Origin of the sequence: Anaerostipes rhamnosivorans (assembly GCF_005280655.1) — a bacterium.
GTDB classification, from domain to species: Bacteria; Bacillota; Clostridia; order Lachnospirales; family Lachnospiraceae; genus Anaerostipes; species Anaerostipes rhamnosivorans.
Genome location: NZ_CP040058.1, coordinates 226603 through 247754 on the forward strand (window position 1 = coordinate 226603; position 21152 = coordinate 247754).

Genomic DNA, 21152 nt, shown 5'->3' on the forward strand with positions numbered 1-21152 from the left:
GAGAGTATAATATGACAATTTATGAGGGAAAAGATTATAAAGATTTAAGTAAAAAAGCAGCAGAGATCATTGCTGCCGAAATACGCATTAATCCAGGAGCTGTTCTTGGGCTGGCGACAGGATCTACTCCAGAAGGCGTGTACGAGCAGCTGGTGGAGTGGTATGAGGCAGGAGAGCTTGATTTTTCAAAGGTCACGTCCATCAATCTAGATGAATATAAAGGCCTTGACGGAAGCCATGAACAGTCCTATCGTCATTTTATGTACCAACATTTTTTTGATCATGTAAACATAAAGAAAAACCGGACATTTGTACCTGACGGAACAGAGATGAACTCTGAAAAAGCATGCATGGAGTATGAAGAGATCATAACCCAGAATGGCGGTATAGACCTTCAGATTCTTGGACTGGGCGCCAATGGACATATTGGTTTTAATGAACCTGGCGAGGTTTTTATTCCGGAAACGCATTGTGTTAAATTGACACAAAACACGATTGACGCGAATTCTCGGTTTTTTGAATCCCGGGAGGAGGTTCCAAAAGAAGCTTATTCTATGGGAATCAGGGGGATCCTTCAGGCGAAAAAAATTATTCTGATGGCAGTCGGAAAGCAGAAGGCCCAGGCATTATATGATGCACTTTACGGTGGGATTTCTCCGGAAGTACCGGCATCAATCCTGCAGCTGCATCCACATGTCGCCGTATTTGCCGATGGGGAAGCGCTTACCGTGGTGAAAGAAAACAGGCCATAGCGGCTGTTGCAACTGCAGCTTATAGACAGTAGGACAAAGTGGAGGGTTGGTTATCCTCCACTTTGTTCTGTTTTAATCAAATATAATCAGAGCCATAAATACAAGATCAGTGTCACCCGTGTTGGCCAGAGCATGCCCGTGATTATCCGGTGTAAATGTCACATCTCCTGCCTTTACCGGGCGGACTGTGCCATTATCATCGTAATCGCCCTGTCCTGAAAGGATGTAGTAGGTCTCACTTTCGCCATGGTGTTCATGGTAGCCGAGGGTGCAGCCTGGTTCGATAATGACTTCTGCGTATAAACCGCATTTTCCGTTTAACTCTTTTTCCCCTAAAACATGTTTGATGATAACGTGTCCTTTTCCTCCGCACATGTTTTCTACTGTTTCTGTTTTCATAATATAAATCTCCTTTCAAGCTGGATAAATAGACAAAAAGGCCCCCAAAAGAGTTTTCGTCTTTGAGAACCTTTATGAACTATACTTCCTAAAATATAATCCCTGAGCAGGGGTTTGTCAAACTATAATTGATTTATTTGTCCGGATTGATTATAATACAAGCATAGCAACAGACAACAAGGAACATTCAAAAATCTAATATACAGGGGTGCTGGCGTCATGCCGGCTGAGAGTAAGGCAAATGGAGCCTTTAACCCTTATACCTGATCTGGATAATGCCAGCGTAGGAATAGAACAGCACAAACTGTGACAATTACCCCGTTGGATTATCCAACGGGGTTTTTTAAGGAGGATGAAAAAGATGAATGCAAGTGTAGCGATTCAGACATTGCCGGAGGCGGCTAACGATGAGGAATTGATCCGTATTGTGGATGAGGTTATTGACTACATTAAAAGTACAGGACTTTCTTATTATGTGGGGCCGTTTGAAACTGCCATTGAAGGAGATTACGATGAACTGATGGATGTGGTAAAAGAGTGCCAGCATATTGCGGTGAGGGCAGGAGCGCCGTCAGTGGCAGCTTATGTAAAGGTATCCTATAAGCCAGAAGGAGATGTACTCACCATTGATAAAAAAGTTACGAAACACCACCAGTAAAATACTGCCCGCGGCGGCTATTCTTATCATATTGGCGGTTTGGCAGTTTGTCAGCGGGGCTGGCATGGTTTCAAAGTTTCTGCTTCCATCTCCATTGGATGTGCTAAAGGCATTGGTCAGTGATTTTCCGCTTTTGATGGTCAATGCGAAAGTAACGGTGATAGAGGCTCTTACCGGGCTGTTCATGGGCGTTGCCATTGGATTTCTCATGGCGGTTTTTATGGACCATTTTGATAAGCTTTACAAAGCATTTTACCCATTGATCGTACTGACGCAGACGATACCGACGATAGCGATCGCACCTCTTTTGGTATTGTGGTTTGGTTATGAAATGCTTCCAAAGGTGATCCTGATTGTAATTGTGACCTTTTTCCCGATCACGGTAAGTCTGCTTGACGGTTTCCGTTCGGCAGACCAGGACACGATCAGCCTCATGCGTTCTATGGGGGCTACAAGTCTGCAGATTTTCCGGCATGTTAAGTTTCCGGGATCATTGAGCCAGTTTTTTGCGAGTCTGAGGATCTCCGTGTCCTATGCAGTAGTAGGCGCTGTTATCTCAGAATGGCTGGGAGGCTTTGAAGGTCTGGGAGTCTATATGATACGAGTGAAAAAGGGGTTTTCTTTTGACAAAATGTTTGCGGTGATTTTCATCATATCAGCAATCAGCCTGCTGCTCATGTGGGCAGTGAATCTGCTGCAGAAGAGATGTATGCCGTGGGAAGAGAAGAGTTAGAGGATCGATTAGGAATAGAGAGGTTGGTTTTATGAAAAAAAGAATAGTGGCAGTTTTGCTTGCTGCAGTTATGATTATGTCCATCACAGGCTGCCAGAGCAAAGAAAATGGATCAGAAAAAAGTGAAGGTAAATTGACCAAAGTTACCTTTGTCCTGGATTGGACACCGAATACCAATCATACAGGAATTTATGTGGCAAAGGAAAAAGGATATTTTAAAGATGCAGGGCTGGATGTGGAGATTGTACAGCCGCCGGAAGACGGAGCAGAAGTTCTGGTGGGATCAGGGAAAGCCCAGTTTGGGATATCTTTTCAGGACAGCATGATGCCTGCGGTTGTGGGAGATGACGCGCTGCCAATCACAGCTGTCGCGGCAGTTTTACAGCACAACACATCTGGCATTATTTCCAGAAAAGGTGATGGTATCAGCAGTCCCAAAGGCCTGGAGGGAAAGAAGTATGCCACATGGAATCTGGAGATTGAAAAGGCAACCTTAAAACAGACGGTAGAAAAAGACCATGGGGATTTTAGCAAAGTCAAACTGATCCCTAGCACTGTGACCGATGAGGTTTCCGCACTGAAGAGCAAGAAGGTAGATGCCATCTGGATTTATTATGGATGGGCCGGCATTGCGGCAGAGGTTGCAGGATTGAAAACAGATTATTTTGCATTTAAGGATATCGATCCGGTATTTGACTATTATACTCCGGTCATCATCGGCAATAAGGATTGGATGAAGAAGAATCCGGAAACTGCCAAGGCGTTTCTGGCAGCTGCAAAAAAGGGTTATGAGTTTGCCATAGATGATCCCAAGAGTGCAGCCGATATTCTCTGCAAAGCGGCACCGGAGCTGGATTCTAAACTGGTGGAGAAGAGCCAGGAATACATGAAGGACCAGTACAAAGCAGAAGTTAAACAGTGGGGATATATGAATCCTAAGAGATGGAATGCCTTTTATAATTGGATCAATGAAAAGGGGCTTTCTAAAACAAAGATTCCGGAGAACACCGGATTTACCAATGACTACTTGGAGTAAAGAAAATGTCAGATTTAATTGTAACAGATGTTACACTTGCATATGAACACGAAAATGTTATCGAGGACATCAGGATTGAACTCCATGACAATGAACTGGTCTGCCTTCTGGGAGCAAGCGGTGGAGGAAAAACGACTTTGTTTAATGTGATCTCCGGGCTTAAAAGGCCTGATCAGGGGAACGTTTTGTTAAACGGCAGGGACATTACCGGACAGCCAGGGCATATCAGCTATATGCTGCAGAAGGATCTGCTTCTCCCTTACCGGACGATTGAGGACAACGTGGCGCTGCCACTGCTGATCCGGGGAGAGAAGAAAAAGGATGCCAGACAAAAGGTGGGTGCATTTTTCCAGGAGTTCGGGCTTGAGGGAACGCAGAAAAAGTATCCGAAACAGCTTTCCGGAGGAATGAGACAGAGAGCCGCTTTGCTTAGAACATACATGTTTTCGAAGGATGTGGCCTTACTGGATGAACCTTTCAGCGCACTTGATACACTGACAAAAAGCGATATGCACAGGTGGTATCTGGATGTCATGGATAAAATCCATCTGTCCACCTTATTTATAACGCATGATATTGATGAGGCCATTCTACTGTCAGACAGGATTTATCTACTGACGGGAAAACCGGGGAAGATTACAGACGAGATCACAATCCAGGAGCCCAAACCACGGAGACAGGACTTTAATCTTACGGCGGAATTCCTGAGGTATAAGAAAGAGATCTTGAACAAACTTTAGAGAAAAAATGTTGATATAAAGCAGGCCCCTGAAAAAGAAATTGATATTCAGGGGCCTGCTTTATGATTGTATGGTTAAGATAAAGGGGTTATCCAAGTAGAGAAAATCTTACATACTTAAGACAAAGCAAGCCGGAGAACTGGTGAAAATGTCATATTCACAGGGTATGAAATACGGGATGCCCTTTTGGGTATGAGTTATTTACCACTATTTCCGTCACGCTTTTGAAATGCGCTCCTCCAATAGTGGTAAATAACTTTCGTAAAGTGGCTCCTTTTGCTCCTATCATTTTACGTTTTGTGTGTTTTCTTTAAACGTTACATATTCGTTCAGGCTTACTGACAGTTCGTTAGAGAATAGATGAAATTTATAAAAACAAAAGGTGCCATCCTACGATAGTTTTTCTCCGTTGTCGGAAGGAGGCCTTTCCAGAGCCGACTGGAGACAATGGAGAAAAACTCATACCCACAGGGCATCCCGTGTCTTATACCCTTGGGGTGGGCGTGCTTCGCACGATAAGGTATAGTTTATTTTGTGAAGTATATGTTTAAAAAGTTCATTGGGTTTCTGTCGACCTGTCATAGTGTAAAAATCATGGGGAGTCGACAGTGTAGATAAAATAAGGGAAAAGACTAAAATGTGAAGAGAATTGAAGTTTATATTTGATGGAGTTATAATAATATTAATGAGGTCGACAAAAAGAGCTTAGAAAATGCCTGTTTTGTGTGGGTTTTATGAAAGCGGGTTTTAATAGATACATATTGGAATGTAAAGAGAAAAAAGCGGTAGTCAATCTGATTTTCCCCGATCACGTTAAATTGAAACATATTGGAATATTTAGAGTCCACCAGCTTCGACAGGCAGCTCAACATCATATGTGATAATAGAACCATAATGGAACGTAATGTCATATAATGAATTAATAGTCCCTCTACACATCAAGGGAACTAACGGCATTCTAGATGAAAAAAAGTTTCAACAGTAAAAACTAATTGATAATATGATAAAACGATCAGAGAAGAAGCTATAAAAGATTAAAAATCTATAAGATCGATGCTTATTTTGGTATAGGTTAATTGAATAATGATTAATAGATCTACAAACGGATGCACAGGCTGCATTCGTTTTTTTGTTCCAGAGGAAAGTTCTCTAAACCTTCTTCTGGAATAAAAAAATCTGTGTATGGTATGTATACAAATACTTAAAGAAACTTAAATAGAATCTAATTCAAAGATAACTGAGGGTTCGAATGTTCATTTTTAAGTACAATATTTGCACAACCATTTTAAAATAGAGTGACATTAATTGCTATTTTCTGAGAAATACAAAGAGAATATAATTGAAACATAAATAAAATAAAACCAATCAGGAGGAGCAGACATGTACGAAAAGGAATTGATCATTAACAACAAAACAGGGCTTCATGCCAGACCGGCAACGGAGTTATCTACATTATGCCGGAATTATGAGAGTGATATAACAATCAAGACAGAGAATACTGAAGTTGATTCCAAAAGTATTATCAGCATTTTATCGGGAGGAATCTGCAAAGGGACAAAAATCAAGCTTGTAGTAAGCGGAACCGATGAAAAGGAAGCAGGAGAGAAGATCAGTGATTTTATTCAAAATTTAAAGGAGTAGATTTCTTTGGAATTAAAAAGCAGGCCAGCGTATATTTTAAAAATTATACTAGAACAAAAAAAGGGTTATACTGTCGACCGCATTATTGAAAAACTAAACATAACCAAGAGAACCTTTTACTATGATTTTGAACTGATTAATGATTGGCTGCAAAGCAGGGAGCTGGGAAAGCTGGAGATTCAGTCTAAAATCATCTGTGTAAAATCTAATAAAATCGAAATGTTACAGGCCGAGATGAGAAAAAACGGAGGCTATTATTATTCTGTACAGGAAAGAAGGATCCTGGAGCTTTTGATGATACTGCTTTCCACTGAGGTTGTGACGATCGAGAAAATGCAGAACCTGTTTGATGTCAGCAAGAATACCATCTTGAAGGATATCAAAGAGTGGAAAAAACTTCTGGGAGACCAGGATATTGCTATTGCGAGTTCAATCAAATTTGGGTATGTGCTCCAGGGAGAAGAGTTTGCAATTAGAAAGATTGTTGGAAAGGAAATAAAAAAATTAGAGAATTTCCAGCCAAAAGATATTCTAAAAAAATGGATGCAGAAATCTTTAGTAACCATAACAGGGGAGGACTATGATTATCTGGAGATCGCAAGATGCCTGATCAAACAGTATGAACAAGATGAAAATATAAAGCTGGTTCTGGAAAATGAAGAACTGGAATGCAGTATGATCCTGATCTCATGGATCAGGAGTATGGACGGTTATACAATGAACCTTCATACAGAAGAGAAAGTCACTCTGGTTGAGACAAAACCGTATCAGTCTCTGAAACACAGTTTTGAAAAACTAAAGGTTTACAATTTAGAAATTCCTGAATCCGAGATATATTATATTGCTACGCTTTTATTAGGTATAAAAGTTGCACAATTTGTTTCTCAGGATCAGGAGGACTTGTATATATCTAATTTTACTAAGGCATTGGTTGTTAATTTTGAACGTATTGCCTGTATTTCTTTTGATAATAAGGCCCGTTTAATGACAAGGTTAAAAGGGCATATAAGACCGCTGTACTATAGATTGAAATATGGGGTTCAATCTACAAATCCATTGGTCCAGGATGTTATGAGAATGTATCCGGAAATATATGATTTCACTGAGAGAGCAGTGAAAGAGATGAAAGATGATCTGGCAAAGGTGCTGACATCAGATGAGATCGCATACCTGACAATCTATTTTATAAGCGATGAAAAGTATCAGACGATTCATAAAAAAAGCAATGTCTCAAAAGTCCTGGCACTCTGCGCGGACGGAATGGCAACTTCAACGCTGGTAAAAGAACAGTTAAAAACACTGTTCGGCAGCGCGGTAGACATTAAGCTGGGTATTATTTCTGAAGCTAAAAAATACGATTTGGATGAGTTTGCGCTGATCATTTCCACGGGGTATTCAGAGCTGCTGGCACAGAGAAAGAATATCGTGTTTACCAATGTTGTTCTGGAGGACGCTGATAAGAAAAAGATCATCCATGTTATGAACCGTTGTGGAGTGATAGGTGAGTATGACAGAACAATTCAGAGGATTATAGCGGCAGCCGCCCAAAGCACAAGCGGCACCGTAGATGAGAATGAACTGTATTTTAACGTTCTGCGGATTTTATTTGAGGTAGATAACAGAAAAATCGACCAAAAATTGAATTCGGTTGAGGAATATATTCAAAAGAAAAGATATTCTCTACTGTCTGCACACAGCAGCAAAGAACAGCTGCTTATGCAGGGGTGTAAAAAAGCGGTTGGAGAAAATGCGTGGAAGCGGCTGTACAGTAGGTTATGTAACATGATGAACCATAACAAAATAAAATTTTATGAGATTACCGAAGATGTTGTAGTGCTTCACTGCCCAATGCGCGGAGACCTAAATGTAGAGATAAACTATGAAATTGTTGTTTCAAAGGAAAGGATAAAGATATCTGAGGAGATAAAAGGGAAAATATTTATTTTCTTTGTAACCGTAGATCAAAATACACATTTCCCTGTACTGGAGGAGATTTATAATTATTGTGACAGTGAAAACGGGAGAGATTTATTGCTTGCTGTGAAAGGAGCAAATGAGTAAAGGAGGATTCTATGGAGAAAAGATGTATTTATTGCGGGCAGCCGATCACAAAAAAGCCAGTTATTGTTTGGATGAAAAGGGAAAAAGAAGAAGCACAATGCTGCAGTACGGACTGTTATAACAAAACATCCAGATTTATAAAATGGGACAAAACCTCGAGGCTCAAAGCCTATGTGATTATTGGGATCTGTGCCGTTCTCAACTTAGTATTCATGGGTTTCTCCATGAAAGGCTGGTGGACGCATATACCGTTGATCGTCATAGGAATCTGTCTATGTAAGTGGCCGCTGGTATTTATGCATTTTCATAACTACGAAAGATTTGGAATTCCAAAAACACTTAGGTATGTCCGCCTTGCTTCATGGTTTCTTATTGTGTTTGGATCTGTCATTACGGCATGGGACATGTTCTCTTTATAAAATAGGTATAAAAAATGTAAAACATAAGAAATAAAAAATGAATAAAACTGCTCTTTTTGATGGAATAGACCAATGATAAAATATACTTAGAAGTTAAGTTATCGATAACCAAATATTCTGTTTAAATCTAAATATGGAAAGAGGTGACGATTTTTGAAACTGCTAGATGAAGAACTTGTAATCTTGGATGCCGAAGTTAAAACGGCAGAAGATTGTATTAGACTTGGCGGAACTAGTTTTTATGAAAAAGGGTATGTGAAAGACGGATATACACAGGCTGTGATAGACAGAGAGAAAGTATATCCCACCGGTCTACCTGGAAAAGGAGTGGCTATTGCGATTCCACACACAAACAATACATATGTGAATAAACCGGCAGTAGGGGTCATTATTCCCAGAGAGCCCGTAAAATTCTGTGCAATGGGAACAAAGGATGTGTGGCTGGACTGTGAAGTGATTATTCCTCTGGTAATTAAAGATTCGGATATGCAGATTAACATGCTGAAACAGATGATGAAGATTATTCAAGATGGAGAGCTGTTAAAGAAGATCAGGGATTCCAAAGATAAATCAGAGATCCTTTATTGTTTAAAAACTTTAGAGAGTTAGAAAGGAAGGGAAATTATGAGGGCAATTAAAGTATTATCAGTATGCGGTTCAGGGACAGTGAGTTCAGCAATGCTTTCTTCAAAATTAGCAGATATATTTGAAGAAAAAGGATACGAGATGGAAGCCACAGAGGTCAGCCCGGGCGGTGTCCCCGGAGCGATGCAGGGAGGAGGCTATGACCTGATCGTTTATACAAGTCCTGTGGAGGGCAGCTATGGAGTTCCGATCCTAAATGCCACAGGCTTTCTTGTGGGGATCAATGAAGAAGAATTCATCGAAGAATTGATGCAGGAGGTAGAGAAATTAGAACTGTAGCATTGAGATACAGGTAGACATTTCACCAAGGAGGTTAAAAATATGTGGGACACACTGAAACTGTTTTTTGATACATTCGGCAACTACATAACCGTGCCGATCATCATATTTATCATATGTTTAATATTTAAAGCTCCGATAAAGAAGGCCTTTATGTCGGCTGTGCTGATCGGCGTTGGTTTAAAAGGAATGGCGTTTATAACCAGCGCGTTCGGCACCGTATTGTCAGCATTAGTAACAAAACTCATCGAACAGACAGGCATCAATCTTCCGGCATTGGATGTAGGATGGCAGGCCATTGCATCGGTGGCTTACTCCACAGATATTGGAATGATGTTTATCGGGGTGGGGCTGGTCTTTCAAATCGTGATCTTTCTTGTAAAGATCACAGATATCTTTCAGCCGTCAGATCTGTGGAACAATTACTCAATCATCGTGTGGGGATCGCTGTTATACCAGATTAAAGGGAACTTGGTGATGGCATTTGTTCTTATGCTTTTTGTCAATCTGGTGGTGTTGCTGCTTGCTGAAATTGTGCAAAAGAGATGGTCAACATACTACCACTATCCAGGCTGTGCAATGATAGCGCCGCATCATATGGGGGATGTACCGCTGTACTTAGTTTTAGATTTTGTACTCGGAAAACTCGGTGCAGATAAGATTAATTTAAGGCCGGACGCGATCAAAAAGAAAATCGGATTCCTGGGCGAACCTATGTATGTAGGGCTGATCGTTGGCTTGATTCTTGGGATTGTTGGAAATATCTCGACTTTAAATGAGATGACTTCATGGGGTCAGGTTGCAGACGTTGCGGTCACCTGTTCTGCGGTAATGGCAATTTTTCCTAAGATTGCTGGATTATTTGCATCAGGATTTACTGTCATCACGGATTACTCAAGAAAAACATTAAAGAAATCAAAATATGGAAAGGACCGGGAGTTTATCATCGCAGTAAATGATGCATTGGGATATGGAGAAGCAGCCACATTGACAACAGGCCTTCTGGTGATCCCGGTGGCCTTGCTGTTAGCCTTCGTTCTTCCCGGCAATATTGTCCTTCCTGTAATGGTTTTACCTTCACTTCCGTATATGGTGGAAGTACCGGTTTCTTTATCAAACGGTAACATTTTTAAATCCTGGATTGCGGCATGTATCGTGTTCTGTGCAAAGCTGTTAATGGCATCTTCCTGGGCGGCTGTATTTACAGATATTGCAGTGAAGGCTGGTTATGAAGTGACTGCGGGCACTGTCTTGATTATCGGTTTTATTCTGTCAAACTGTACTGCAGGACTGATTACATACGCATTTTTGACCATGAATCCAATCGTGATTGGAGCTGTCATAGCAGTTTATCTCGTGTGCTTCGTATTATTTAAGAAGAATAAACAGAAGGTCTGGGATTATTTAGAATCCAATGCAATGGGAGGAGAACGCGCAGCAGCTGAGGCCTCGGGCGGCCAAACGGCATAAGCTTTGAAACAAATGATATTCTAAAAACGAAAGGGGAATTTATGAAGATCGTAGTAGCAGGGGACATCATTGTGAGCAGTGAATTGCTGGCAGAAGCTGCAGAAAGCCTGAAAATAAATGATGACACTGAGATTAAAAAGATCGTCTGGAAAGCAGATGACCGGAAGGAGTTTCAGAAAAAGGCGTTAAACATTGAAACAAATGGGCCTGATGCAGAGGAGATCCCGGAAGAACTGTATAAGGAAATTGAGGACGCGGATATTTTACTGGTCCACTTCTGTCCAGTCCCGAAAAAACTAATCGAGATGGCTCAAAATCTAAAGCTCATCGGAACCTGCCGCGGGGGTCTGGAGCATATAGATGTGGATGCGGCAACTGAAAAAAATATCCCGGTAATTCATGTGATCAGAAATGCGGAGGCAACCTCAGATTTTGCTGTTGGTTTAATGTTTGCTGAGACAAGAAATATTGCAAGAGCCCATGCAGCAATGAAACAGGGCGTCTGGAGAAAGGAATATGTTAACTCAGGTTATACCACTGCCATGAGAGAAATGACTGTGGGAATCATAGGACTTGGACATATTGGCCGTTTAGTGGCAGAAAAAGCAGCCGGAATCGGAATGAATATCATAGCTTATGACCCGTTTGTGACCCAGGAAGCTATGGACTCCAGAGGCATTGCAGTAACCATGAAAGAGAAAGAAGAAGTGTTCAGAGAAGCGGATATCATATCACTTCATTTAAGGGTAACACCTGAGACTGAAAACAGTATTAATGAAGAAGTTCTCAGTCTCATGAAACCAACAGCGTACCTGATCAATACATCCAGGGCCAAGGTTTTAGATAAGGCAGCGTTTCTTGATGTCTTAGAAAACAAAAGGATCGGCGGAGCGGCATTGGATGTATATTGGAATGAACCATTAGATCAGGATGATCCGCTTCTGAAATTGGATAACATTACTTTAACACCGCATAATGCCGGAAATGTTGTGGATGCCCTGCCAAAATCTCCAAAGCTTCTGGCAGATACGATCAATCATTTTTGGGAGACAAAAACCAGCGATATGGCAGTCAACTTAAAACAGATCACACGTTAAAAAGGGGAACGAAATGTTGTTAAAAAAAGAAAGAGAATTGGTTGTAGAGTACGGTAAAAAGATGAGTTCTGCCGGCTTAAGCAAAGGGACAAGCGGAAATATCAGTATTTATAATGCAGAAGAACAGTTAATGGCTATCAGCCCATCCGGTGTAGGGTATTTTGAGACCGTCCCAGAAGATGTAGTTGTAATGGACTTGGAAGGAAAGGTTGTTGAAGGTGATAAAAAGCCCTCCAGTGAATGGGGATTACATACCATCTTTTATGTTAATAAACCTGACGCAAGGGCAGTCGTGCACACACATTCGACTTACTGTACAACATTCGCATGCTTACATATGCCGCTCAGGGCTTTGCATTATGTGATCGGAGGCGCCGGAACCGCAACAGTGCCATGTGCGCCATACCGTACATTCGGAACTCCCGAACTTGCGGAGGCAGCGATTGGAGCCTGCAACAAAGGAAAAGCTGTTTTACTTGCGAATCATGGCCTTTTAACATGCGGACCTAGTATTGAAAAAGCCTTTGGCCTGGCTGTAAATATGGAATTCTGCGCGGAAATGCAGTATCGTGCAATGTCAATTGGTGAGCCGGTTATTTTAAGTGACGAAGAAATGGACGTTGTTATGGAGAAATTCAAGTCATACGGACAGCCCAAAAAAGACAAAGAAGAACAGAAGTCCAATTGTTACTGATGGAGGGACAGTGTATCAGAATGAAGATGAGAAGAGCTGTTTTGTATCAACAAGAAGATCTAAGAATTGAAGAATGCGAAATGCCTGAAATCGGGGACGGGGATGTACTTGTCAAAAATAAGGTTTCCACCACATGTGGGACTGATGTGAAAATATATAAAAGAGGGTACCCATTATTGAAGCCGCCTCATCCTTTTGGTCATGAATTCTCAGGCGTCATCGCCAGAGTGGGCAGAAATGTAAAGAATTTCAGGGAGGGAGACAGGGTAGCTGTGCACAATACAGCCCCCTGCGGCCAGTGTTATTACTGTAAAAAAGGGTTTCCGTCTATGTGTGAAGATATGATGTTTAACAGGGGAACCTATGCAGAATATGTGAAAGTACCGGGGAGAATCGTGGAGCAGAACATGTTTATACTAAAGGATTCCATTTCACATAAAAGCGCGTCACTGATGGAGCCGTTTTCCTGTGCTGTATACGGGATTGAAGAGTGCCCGATTCATTTAAGCGATGTGGTAGTGGTAAATGGGGCGGGTCCTATTGGCCTGATGTTTGCAAGACTAGCAGTTCTAAGAGGCGCACATGTGATCGTCACGGATAAAGCAGAGAATCGATTGGAGCTGGCAAAGAAACTGGGGGTCCATGAGGTATTAAATATTTCAGAGATTGAGGACAGTGTCAGTGCGGTAAAGGCGATGACCGAAGGCAGCAGAGGCGCAGATATTGTGATCGAGGCAACCGGCCTGATCGGCGTATGGGAAAACAGTGTCAAGATGGCCAGAAAAGCTGGTTTTGTCCTTCTGTTTGGGGGCACAAAGGAAAATAGTATCCTGCATATTGATGCGACCCTTCTGCATTATTCTCAGATAACGGTCAAAGGCGCATTCCATACAACGCCAAGACATGTCAGGAGTGCATTGGAATTGTTAGAAATGGGAGTGATCCGAAGCGACGATTTTATTCAAAATGAATATCCGCTTGAGAGGTTAGAAGAGGCGGTTCTTGAACATGCAGCCCAAAAGGTGATTAAAAACTGCATTGTTTACTAGACACAAAAGGATGGTGATAACATGTATTCTATTAAACTTGGATGTGAAAAAATGTATTGGGGAAAGAATGCAGTGCAGCAGCTGAAAACATTAAATGGACCTAGAAAACGGGCATTTATTGTCATGAGCGGGGACATTCTTATGGAGGTTGGTTCTTATAAAAAAGTAACGGATATATTAGAAGAAGCTGGTTTTGAGTACGAAGCCTACACAGAGGTGGAACCGGAGCCAAGTTTTCAAACGATATTAAAGGGTGCGGAAAAAATGAAGGCCTTTGAGCCGGATTGGATCATTGGATTCGGCGGGGGATCGGCGATGGACGCAGCAAAAGCTATGTGGGTATTTTATGAGAATCCTTCCTACAAGACATTGGATGAGACGATTCCTCCGAATACGATTGAAAATCTGAGGGTAAAAGCAAAAGTCTGCTGTATTACCACGTCCGCCGGAACAGGTAGTGAGGCGACCAGGGCGGCTCTGATCAAAGATATTGAGCAGAAGAAAAAATATTCCGTCAGGGATATGAACGGAAGACTTGTCCCGGATGTGGCTGTTTTAGATCCTGAGTTTACGGCCACAATGCCAAAGAGTTTAACGGCTGCTTCGGGAATGGATGCCCTGACACATGCCATAGAGTCTTATGTGACCCCGGCTGCAAATTCATTTTCCAAGGCAATGTCATTGGCATCTTTTCTTTATGGGTATGGAAGTTTAGTAAAGGCGTATGAAAACCCGGAAGACGAAGAGGCAAGGGCGGATATGCTGGCGGCATCCTGTATGGGAGGAATTGCATTTTCTAATTCCGGATTAGGGATTGTCCATGGGATCGCACATTCCTTTGGAGCAGAATATGGAGTGCCTCATGGGCTTGCTAATGCAATTGTGCTTCCTTATGGTTTAGAATATAATAGCCAGGATATACAAGTAAAAAGAATGTATGATGAGCTTGCAATGTATATCGGAAAAGCTTCACTGGCAGATGCGGTTGCAGAGTTAAGTGAAAAGATAAAGATTCCAAAATCCATGAAAGAAAAAGTGGAGGAGGACATTTTTGTCAAGAATGTGGATAAGCTGACACAAAAAGCTATGGGTGACGTGGCAGCCCCATTTAATCCGGTTTCGCCGACAGCGGAAGAGATGAAAAAATTAATTCTCAAGGTATACTATGGGTAAGTAAAAAATAAAGCACAATAAAGAGCGGCCTGTAATCTGACCGTTCTTTATTGGTTAATAGATAAAGTGTTTTGTTCAACAGGAAAAGACCGAACTGACTAAAGTTTCGTGGCAATCATTTTACAAAAAAGCTACTGATATAATAGTAAATGCTGCCACCCTTTTTTGTCTGCACATTTGTCTTTTTTTCTAAAAGTAGTTTGTCTTTTTCTAAACGGTATCGGTACATCATATCTTCTCCCAGTACATAGATCTTATCATCTTTTACTTCCATCTGATCAATATTATGATCTAATGTCAGCAGCTTGCTTTGCATTTTCTTAGGATTGAATACTGTAATATTGTTACCCGTTCCATGCATATCGTTGTGTGTAATTAACAGCTTATGTTTATAAGGCTTAATTTGTTGCGGATTATAATAAGGTAAATTAATTTTTCTGATTTTTTGATTTTTAAAAGACATTCTTACCAGATAGCTCTCAGGATTATATTTTTTATCTTTTGGAACAGTGAAGTAAAGGTATTTATTATCTGAGTAAAAAAATGTTGTTTCACTGCCAATATCACTAATATCTTTTTCCCATTCGATCCTGAAATGATCTGGATTGATTTTTATTAGATAGCTTTTGGTATTATTCTGTTTGCTTTGATTAGCGGTAACATAGACTCCGTCATCACAAGAGTAAATAAAATTATAATTACGGATAGTTGATGGTGTATTGATTCTTTCTACCTTGCCAGTCTTTTTATGGTATTTGCTGATTGATGATGTTCCATTTAGCATATTTGTTGTATAAATAGAATCTGTGGAAACAGCAAAGCTGAACAAACCAGGTTTTTTAAAATTCATTTCGGTAACTGTTCCATCTTTTAAATGATATTCCAATACAATCTCCAGCTCTTTGACATAGGGCACTCCTTCTGGAATTGCATATACATTATTGTTCATGACAACAGGAGGGGTAAAAAGACTCCCGTAATCTGCATATGGTATCTTATGCTGACCTATCCTCTTGAAATTTTTATCATAAAAAGATAAAATACTTTGATTTTTCTGCTCTGTTGTCTCGATTACACAAAATTCAAAATTCCTAAAGCTGTTCTGTTTATGACTACAGGCAGTAGAAAAGATTATAATACATGTCAGTAAAAGTAAAATAATTTTTTTTATCATAGAGTCTCCTACTATTTTCGGTAGAGTAGCATTGTTTCTGAAGATGCAACTAACTCCAAAGGATGAACTGCAGCTCCATACTCTGATCGGTTCATATTAATTTTATATTTGTCTTTAAAGGCAGCCCAAACTAACTGGGAACAATAAAATTTCTTTCTGGTTTTCACATTAAGATAGTTATAATTGTAAGGTTTGCCTATTTTATTTTTGCACCATTCTGCTGCTGAAGCACTTTGATTTAAAGACGCCCTTTTCGCCATTACACCATAACAAGTGGTTTTACTTTTATACCAGTTATTTTTTCCTTGCGTCACACCTTTACTTAGGGATTCTATTACAGTATTAGGGCTATATATGATTGCAGCATGCCCAGTCGGAATTAACCCTTTATATTTATCTTTGGTCACAAGAATGATCCCTTTTCTTTCAGGATAACCTTTTGGATTAGCTCTTAGAAGGTTACTATTAACAGTGTTATTTTCTGAAACGACCGGCTTTTTGTTAATCGCGGCTTCAAGTGATTTGATGCCTTCTTCATTGAAAACTTCATTATTAGTATCATCAGCCCTAACAGTTGTTGCAGAAAATAAAATAAGTGATGCTATTAATAAAATACTTTTTATTTTTGAAGATGTCATTTTTCTATCCTTTCTCTGATGAAAGTAAATATATATATACCCACAGGGCATCCCGTATATTATGGCCTTCGGGCGTGCGTGCTTCGCACGATAAGGTATGAGTTTTTCTCCATTGTCTCCAGTCGGCTCTGGAAAGGCCTCCTTCCGACAATGAAGAAAAAACTATCGTAGGTGGCACCTTTTGTCTTGCAACAGCCATCTCCAGCAGACATTACGTCCCTGAGACAGCAAGCCGGAGAACTGGTGAAAATGTCATAATTAAATCTACTTTCTTGATATGTACAATTACACATGCTAAAATTATAAATATCCATGTGATACTTCTATCTGCTTTTGCAGATGCAGGTTTGGCGGCCACTTGTATTACATGGATTTTGTTGTTTTCATAGACATCACTTCCTTTTCATCATTGCATTGATCCTCATTTATATATTACATAAAATTAAACAAGAACTTTCTTATGTTACAACTATGATTATAGTATATTTTTAGATGAATGTCAAATTATTCCTCACACGGGCCAGCACAAATTGTCAGGCTTTCTTGTACTATTTCAACTATACTGTTTCTACAGCAGAAGGGAGTGAACAACATGGAATGGATTTCCGGTCTTCAGAACGCAATTGATTATATAGAATCCCACTTGACGGAGGAGCTTGATTATCAGGAGGTCGCCCGGCAGGCATATTCCTCTAATTTTCATTTTCAGCGTGTATTTGGGATTCTCTGCGGCTGTACCCTGGGAGAGTATATCCGCAGCCGGAGGCTGACGCTAGCCGGCAGTGAACTGGCCTCCACAAAATGCCGGGTGATCGATGTCGCTCTGAAGTATGGCTACGACAGTCCTGAGAGTTTCAGCAGAGCTTTCACAAAGTTTCATGGAATCAGACCATCTGAGGCCAGATCCCACAAAGCAAGGCTGAGATCCTTTTCACGTCTCTCTGTAAAACTTATCTTAGAAGGAGGAACAGTGATGGATTATAGAATTGAGGAGAAAGATGCTTTTCAGGTGATCGCTAAGAAAAAGAGGTACACCGGAGGCACAGAGATCGGCCAGCAGCAGATTCATAGGACATGGGAGGAATGCGGCAAGGACGGCACAATCGAGGCATTGTGCAGTTATATCCGTCCGGATGGGGTCTTTGGCGAAGCAGTGGCGGGGGTATGTTTTGACAGCCCGGATAAAGGGGATTTCGATTATGCCATAGCTGCTGCATATGATGGCAGTGAAGTAAAGGAAGGATTTACGATAGAAGAGATACCGGCGAATACCTGGATGGTATTTTCCTGTACGGGACCTTTGCCGGGTGCTTTCCAGGATCTCATGAAGAAGGTCTATACAGAAGTGTTCCCTACAAACCGATATCAGCCGTCAGGCGGCATGTGTATTGAATTATATCCCGGGGACAATGTGAAGTCAGAAGATTACACCTGTGAATTGTGGTTTTCAGTAGCGGCAAAATAAATAGAGCAGACAGATGTGAAACGGCCAGTGAGGACTGGCCGTTTTATATTGATTTATAGTGTATTATATAGTAATATAAAATATATGAATGGAGGGACAAGATGGCGACAATTGATTTAATAGTATTGGGGATGATTAAGGCACAGCCTCAGAGTGCCTATGAGCTGCAGAAGAATGTTGAGTACAGGAATATTTCATGGTGGGTGAAGGTCAGTACCCCTTCAATCTACAAAAAGGTAGTACAGCTGGAAAAGAAGGGATATCTGTTAGGAGAGATTGTCAAGGAAGGGAAGATGCCGGAGAAGACGGTTTACCATATCACAGATCAGGGTGACAAGTATTTTCTCACGCTGATGGAAGAAGCTTCAGGAGGAATGGTGAGGCTGTTTTTGGATTTTAATGCGGTGGTAATGAACCTGAATTTTGTCTCAGAGAGCAAGAGAGCAGAGCTCATCGGCCGGATGGAAGGAGGGATTCAGGAACTTAGGGAAGAAATCAAAGAAAAAAGTGAGGAGAGACAGCATGTTCCATTGACGGGAAAGACCATCTTGGATCAGCAGATGCGCCTCACAGAGGTCCTCACCGAGTGGATCACAGAATTCCGGCAGGAATATCTGCAGGAAGGTGAGGATTGAAGGAATAGTAGTAGAATCATAGGAGGGTGAGGAATGTTTGAGTCAAGGTGCGGAGTCTGCTGTAATTCTTGTGATAGAAAAGAGCAGGTCAACTGTAAGGGATGCCTGGAGATGAAGCTTCCGTTTTGGGGAGGTGAATGTAAAGTGAAGGCCTGCTGCGAGGAAAAGACGCTTGATCACTGCGGGGTCTGTCCAGAGTTTCCGTGTGAGATGCTTTCTACAATGGGGGTAGATCAAGGATTTGACCCTGAGCCTAAGCTTCGGCAGTGCAGGATCTGGTCGGAGGAAAACCGCTGATAAATAGATACAAAATATGAGAAGACAGCAAAAGCCAGGGAATTTTTTTTTATTCCCTGGCTTAAAAACTGTTTACAAATCAAAAAAAGCGTTGTATAATACATTCAAAAGTACAAACGTCCGTACATTATAATATTAGGACGGACAGACGGGAGGTGAAACAAAAAAACGGTACGGGAGGCAATGTAGAACAGCAGACGGTCGAGGAGGTTTCAATGTATACAAGTTTAAACAGAGTTCTGAAAAAAGCAGATGAATTAAATATGGCAGTAGGAGCATTTAACACCCATAGCCTGGAAATGCTTCCGGCGATTATTTCAGCGGCAAAGGAGCAGGGTACTCCGGTCATTATACAGACCAGTGTGGGAACGGCAAACTATGTGGGGCACAGAAATCTGGTATCTGTGTGTGAAAGCATGTCAGACCAGGCGGGAATTGATGTTGTGCTCCACTTGGATCACGCAAAAGAGTATCAAGATATCAAAGAAGCAATTGATGCAGGATATAGTTCTGTCATGTTCGATGGATCTTCCCTGCCTCTGAAAGAAAATATTTTAAAGACACAGCAGATTATTGAATATGCAAAAAAGCATGATGTCTCTGTGGAGGCAGAACTGGGCATCGTAGGCGGTACTGAAGACGGGGTGGCGGCCTCCGAGGCAGAGGTTAAGTACACCGATCCGGAAGAAGCGGTCACTTTTGTACAGAAGACAGGGATTGACGCACTGGCTGTGGCCATTGGGACGAATCACGGACAATATAAATCTAAGACCAACATTAACTTTGAACGTCTCAAGGAGATCAAAGAGGCGGTGGACCTGCCGCTGGTCATTCATGGAGGTACTGGAGTTAAGGATGAAGATGTAAGAAAGGTCATTGACCTTGGTATCCGGAAATTCAATGTGGGTACAGAGCTCCTGGTAACATGGACAAAAAAATCAAAAGAGCTTTTCGGACATACTTCAGAAAATGCATCTCTGCGGAATAACGTTGTCCCATGTATTGAGGCAGTCAACGAAGTAGTCCAGGGCAAGATCAAACTATTTAAAAATCTCAATTAAGGCAGGTGAAGCAGATGAGAGCAGGTTATTATACAGGAGACAGAACCTATGAGGTGAGAGAGATCCCGGAACGGGAGCCGAAGGGTGATGAAGTAAAGATTGAAGTGGCCTGGTGCGGTTTGTGCGGAACGGATATACATAAATTTGAGGGGAAGAATGGGGCAAGTCCCGTCATCCCGCCAATCATTCTGGGACATGAGTGCTCAGGTATCGTGACAGCCGTAGGACCGGATGTCCAATACTTTAAGCCAGGAGACCGGGTAGCGGCAGATCCCAGCTTTGGCTGTGGGAAATGTATTTACTGCCAGCAGGGACTTCCGAACTTCTGCCTTGAACGGCATGGGGTGGCAAAGGGATTTTCCGATTATGTCTACCCTCCGGAGCAGAACGTCTATAAAGTTTCAGAAGACCTTGACTTAAGAGATGCGGCTTTTGCAGAGCCTCTGTCCTGTGTGATCCATGGACTGGATTTGATTCAGATACAGGGCGGAGCTACAGTGGCTATTTATGGTCTTGGATCTATTGGAAGCCTCATGCTGCAAATGGTGAAATTGTCAGGAGCATCCCGGATTATTGTGGTCGAGAGGGAGCCGGAAAAGCAGAAGCTGGCACTGGAACTGGGAGCGGATTATGCGGTTGATGACAGAGAGATTGAACAGCTCGCAGAGAGATTGAACATTGATTATGTCATTGAATGTATCGGTCTTAAGCAGACCATGGAGCAGTCATTTAGGATTGCAGGCAAGAACTCAAAGGTCCTGCTGTTTGGCCTGGGTGATCCTGACCAGCCGATCCTGATGAATCAGTTTGAAGCCTATACAAAGGAGCTCAGCATTTATACATCATACTTAAACCCGCATACAACAAAACGCGCGGTAGCATTACTGGAGAGCGGAAAGTTGAATACAGATGCGATCATCAGCGCAAGCCTTTCTCTGGAAGAGATGGAAGAGGAATTAAAAACACAGGAAAATGCAAAAAAAGGGAAAGTAATGGTCCGCTTGAGCGGGAAACATTAAATAGAAAAAGGAGGATT

Annotated in this window: 23 protein-coding genes and 1 riboswitch; of the genes, 20 read left to right on the plus strand and 3 right to left on the minus strand. The window is 41.5% G+C overall.

The window, feature by feature from the left end:
- Nucleotides 1-11: 11 nt before the first annotated feature.
- The gene (nagB, locus tag AR1Y2_RS01095; protein WP_137327300.1) at nucleotides 12-752 is read left to right on the plus strand and encodes a glucosamine-6-phosphate deaminase; all 741 of its coding nucleotides are present in this window, start codon (nucleotides 12-14) and stop codon (nucleotides 750-752) included.
- Between the two features lie 72 nt (nucleotides 753-824).
- On the opposite strand, the gene AR1Y2_RS01100 is transcribed toward nagB, so the two are convergent.
- Nucleotides 825-1151: a cupin domain-containing protein gene (locus tag AR1Y2_RS01100; protein WP_137327301.1), complete on the minus strand. Its 327-nt coding sequence runs from the start codon at nucleotides 1149-1151 to the stop codon at nucleotides 825-827.
- A 194-nt stretch (nucleotides 1152-1345) separates the two neighbouring features.
- Nucleotides 1346-1457, plus strand: a riboswitch (TPP riboswitch).
- Nucleotides 1458-1512: 55 nt separating this feature from the next.
- Between AR1Y2_RS01100 and AR1Y2_RS01105 the strand changes: the two genes are divergently transcribed.
- From AR1Y2_RS01105 to AR1Y2_RS01170, 14 genes are all read left to right on the plus strand, one after another.
- Nucleotides 1513-1809 carry a thiamine-binding protein gene (locus tag AR1Y2_RS01105; protein WP_137327302.1) on the plus strand — a complete coding sequence of 99 codons (297 nt, stop codon included), beginning with the start codon at nucleotides 1513-1515 and terminating at the stop codon, nucleotides 1807-1809.
- Nucleotides 1778-2542: an ABC transporter permease gene (locus tag AR1Y2_RS01110; RefSeq protein WP_137327303.1), complete on the plus strand. Its 765-nt coding sequence runs from the start codon at nucleotides 1778-1780 to the stop codon at nucleotides 2540-2542. The genes AR1Y2_RS01105 and AR1Y2_RS01110 overlap by 32 nt, the downstream gene beginning before the upstream one ends.
- Before the next feature lie 31 nt (nucleotides 2543-2573).
- Nucleotides 2574-3578, plus strand: a complete 1005-nt coding sequence (locus AR1Y2_RS01115; RefSeq protein ID WP_137327304.1) for an ABC transporter substrate-binding protein — start codon at nucleotides 2574-2576, stop codon at nucleotides 3576-3578.
- Between the two features lie 5 nt (nucleotides 3579-3583).
- Nucleotides 3584-4318: an ABC transporter ATP-binding protein gene (locus AR1Y2_RS01120; RefSeq protein ID WP_137327305.1), complete on the plus strand. Its 735-nt coding sequence runs from the start codon at nucleotides 3584-3586 to the stop codon at nucleotides 4316-4318.
- A gap of 1380 nt (nucleotides 4319-5698) precedes the next feature.
- Nucleotides 5699-5959, plus strand: coding sequence for an HPr family phosphocarrier protein (locus AR1Y2_RS01125; RefSeq protein WP_137327306.1), 261 nt, complete (start codon nucleotides 5699-5701; stop codon nucleotides 5957-5959).
- A gap of 6 nt (nucleotides 5960-5965) precedes the next feature.
- On the plus strand, nucleotides 5966-8020 hold the full coding sequence (locus tag AR1Y2_RS01130) for a BglG family transcription antiterminator (protein ID WP_137327307.1): 2055 nt from the start codon (nucleotides 5966-5968) through the stop codon (nucleotides 8018-8020).
- 11 nt (nucleotides 8021-8031) lie between these two features.
- Nucleotides 8032-8439: a hypothetical protein gene (locus AR1Y2_RS01135; protein WP_137327308.1), complete on the plus strand. Its 408-nt coding sequence runs from the start codon at nucleotides 8032-8034 to the stop codon at nucleotides 8437-8439.
- A gap of 153 nt (nucleotides 8440-8592) precedes the next feature.
- Nucleotides 8593-9048 (plus strand): PTS sugar transporter subunit IIA, encoded by a 456-nt coding sequence (locus AR1Y2_RS01140; RefSeq protein ID WP_137327309.1) that lies wholly within the window; start codon nucleotides 8593-8595, stop codon nucleotides 9046-9048.
- 15 nt (nucleotides 9049-9063) lie between these two features.
- The gene (locus AR1Y2_RS01145) at nucleotides 9064-9363 is read left to right on the plus strand and encodes a PTS sugar transporter subunit IIB (RefSeq protein ID WP_137327310.1); all 300 of its coding nucleotides are present in this window, start codon (nucleotides 9064-9066) and stop codon (nucleotides 9361-9363) included.
- A gap of 42 nt (nucleotides 9364-9405) precedes the next feature.
- A complete protein-coding gene (locus tag AR1Y2_RS01150) occupies nucleotides 9406-10833 on the plus strand; it encodes a PTS transporter subunit IIC (protein WP_137327311.1) in 1428 nt (475 codons plus the stop codon).
- A 41-nt stretch (nucleotides 10834-10874) separates the two neighbouring features.
- Nucleotides 10875-11930 carry a 2-hydroxyacid dehydrogenase gene (locus tag AR1Y2_RS01155; RefSeq protein ID WP_137327312.1) on the plus strand — a complete coding sequence of 352 codons (1056 nt, stop codon included), beginning with the start codon at nucleotides 10875-10877 and terminating at the stop codon, nucleotides 11928-11930.
- Nucleotides 11931-11943: 13 nt separating this feature from the next.
- Entirely contained in the window at nucleotides 11944-12624 is a 681-nt protein-coding gene (locus AR1Y2_RS01160; protein WP_137327313.1) for an L-fuculose-phosphate aldolase, read from the plus strand.
- A gap of 20 nt (nucleotides 12625-12644) precedes the next feature.
- A complete protein-coding gene (locus AR1Y2_RS01165) occupies nucleotides 12645-13673 on the plus strand; it encodes a zinc-dependent alcohol dehydrogenase (protein WP_137327314.1) in 1029 nt (342 codons plus the stop codon).
- Between the two features lie 21 nt (nucleotides 13674-13694).
- Entirely contained in the window at nucleotides 13695-14846 is a 1152-nt protein-coding gene (locus AR1Y2_RS01170) for an iron-containing alcohol dehydrogenase (RefSeq protein ID WP_137327315.1), read from the plus strand.
- A gap of 115 nt (nucleotides 14847-14961) precedes the next feature.
- Here AR1Y2_RS01170 and AR1Y2_RS01175 read toward each other — a convergent pair whose 3' ends face one another.
- Nucleotides 14962-16020, minus strand: coding sequence for a hypothetical protein (locus AR1Y2_RS01175; protein WP_137327316.1), 1059 nt, complete (start codon nucleotides 16018-16020; stop codon nucleotides 14962-14964).
- A gap of 11 nt (nucleotides 16021-16031) precedes the next feature.
- A complete protein-coding gene (locus tag AR1Y2_RS01180) occupies nucleotides 16032-16658 on the minus strand; it encodes a YiiX/YebB-like N1pC/P60 family cysteine hydrolase (RefSeq protein ID WP_137327317.1) in 627 nt (208 codons plus the stop codon).
- Nucleotides 16659-17250: 592 nt separating this feature from the next.
- On the opposite strand from AR1Y2_RS01180, the gene AR1Y2_RS01185 reads away from it, so the two are divergent.
- From AR1Y2_RS01185 to AR1Y2_RS01205, 5 genes are all read left to right on the plus strand, one after another.
- Nucleotides 17251-18123 (plus strand): AraC family transcriptional regulator, encoded by an 873-nt coding sequence (locus tag AR1Y2_RS01185; protein WP_137327318.1) that lies wholly within the window; start codon nucleotides 17251-17253, stop codon nucleotides 18121-18123.
- Nucleotides 18124-18224: 101 nt separating this feature from the next.
- The gene (locus tag AR1Y2_RS01190) at nucleotides 18225-18758 is read left to right on the plus strand and encodes a PadR family transcriptional regulator (RefSeq protein ID WP_137327319.1); all 534 of its coding nucleotides are present in this window, start codon (nucleotides 18225-18227) and stop codon (nucleotides 18756-18758) included.
- Nucleotides 18759-18791: 33 nt separating this feature from the next.
- Nucleotides 18792-19055: a DUF3795 domain-containing protein gene (locus AR1Y2_RS01195; RefSeq protein ID WP_137327320.1), complete on the plus strand. Its 264-nt coding sequence runs from the start codon at nucleotides 18792-18794 to the stop codon at nucleotides 19053-19055.
- Nucleotides 19056-19270: 215 nt separating this feature from the next.
- Nucleotides 19271-20116 (plus strand): class II fructose-bisphosphate aldolase, encoded by an 846-nt coding sequence (locus AR1Y2_RS01200; RefSeq protein WP_137327321.1) that lies wholly within the window; start codon nucleotides 19271-19273, stop codon nucleotides 20114-20116.
- Nucleotides 20117-20130: 14 nt separating this feature from the next.
- Nucleotides 20131-21135, plus strand: a complete 1005-nt coding sequence (locus AR1Y2_RS01205) for a zinc-dependent alcohol dehydrogenase family protein (RefSeq protein ID WP_137327322.1) — start codon at nucleotides 20131-20133, stop codon at nucleotides 21133-21135.
- Nucleotides 21136-21152 lie beyond the last annotated feature (17 nt).

Coding starts and splice junctions, on each gene's coding strand:
- AR1Y2_RS01180 (WP_137327317.1), bottom strand. CDS start 16,658: ATGACATCTTCAAAAATAAAAAGTATTTTATTAATAGCATCACTTATT.
- AR1Y2_RS01150 (WP_137327311.1), top strand. CDS start 9,406: ATGTGGGACACACTGAAACTGTTTTTTGATACATTCGGCAACTACATA.
- AR1Y2_RS01120 (WP_137327305.1), top strand. CDS start 3,584: ATGTCAGATTTAATTGTAACAGATGTTACACTTGCATATGAACACGAA.
- AR1Y2_RS01175 (WP_137327316.1), bottom strand. CDS start 16,020: ATGATAAAAAAAATTATTTTACTTTTACTGACATGTATTATAATCTTT.
- AR1Y2_RS01195 (WP_137327320.1), top strand. CDS start 18,792: ATGTTTGAGTCAAGGTGCGGAGTCTGCTGTAATTCTTGTGATAGAAAA.
- AR1Y2_RS01100 (WP_137327301.1), bottom strand. CDS start 1,151: ATGAAAACAGAAACAGTAGAAAACATGTGCGGAGGAAAAGGACACGTT.
- AR1Y2_RS01165 (WP_137327314.1), top strand. CDS start 12,645: ATGAAGATGAGAAGAGCTGTTTTGTATCAACAAGAAGATCTAAGAATT.
- AR1Y2_RS01115 (WP_137327304.1), top strand. CDS start 2,574: ATGAAAAAAAGAATAGTGGCAGTTTTGCTTGCTGCAGTTATGATTATG.
- AR1Y2_RS01105 (WP_137327302.1), top strand. CDS start 1,513: ATGAATGCAAGTGTAGCGATTCAGACATTGCCGGAGGCGGCTAACGAT.
- nagB (WP_137327300.1), top strand. CDS start 12: ATGACAATTTATGAGGGAAAAGATTATAAAGATTTAAGTAAAAAAGCA.
- AR1Y2_RS01135 (WP_137327308.1), top strand. CDS start 8,032: ATGGAGAAAAGATGTATTTATTGCGGGCAGCCGATCACAAAAAAGCCA.
- AR1Y2_RS01200 (WP_137327321.1), top strand. CDS start 19,271: ATGTATACAAGTTTAAACAGAGTTCTGAAAAAAGCAGATGAATTAAAT.
- AR1Y2_RS01145 (WP_137327310.1), top strand. CDS start 9,064: ATGAGGGCAATTAAAGTATTATCAGTATGCGGTTCAGGGACAGTGAGT.
- AR1Y2_RS01160 (WP_137327313.1), top strand. CDS start 11,944: ATGTTGTTAAAAAAAGAAAGAGAATTGGTTGTAGAGTACGGTAAAAAG.
- AR1Y2_RS01190 (WP_137327319.1), top strand. CDS start 18,225: ATGGCGACAATTGATTTAATAGTATTGGGGATGATTAAGGCACAGCCT.
- AR1Y2_RS01125 (WP_137327306.1), top strand. CDS start 5,699: ATGTACGAAAAGGAATTGATCATTAACAACAAAACAGGGCTTCATGCC.
- AR1Y2_RS01185 (WP_137327318.1), top strand. CDS start 17,251: ATGGAATGGATTTCCGGTCTTCAGAACGCAATTGATTATATAGAATCC.
- AR1Y2_RS01205 (WP_137327322.1), top strand. CDS start 20,131: ATGAGAGCAGGTTATTATACAGGAGACAGAACCTATGAGGTGAGAGAG.
- AR1Y2_RS01170 (WP_137327315.1), top strand. CDS start 13,695: ATGTATTCTATTAAACTTGGATGTGAAAAAATGTATTGGGGAAAGAAT.
- AR1Y2_RS01155 (WP_137327312.1), top strand. CDS start 10,875: ATGAAGATCGTAGTAGCAGGGGACATCATTGTGAGCAGTGAATTGCTG.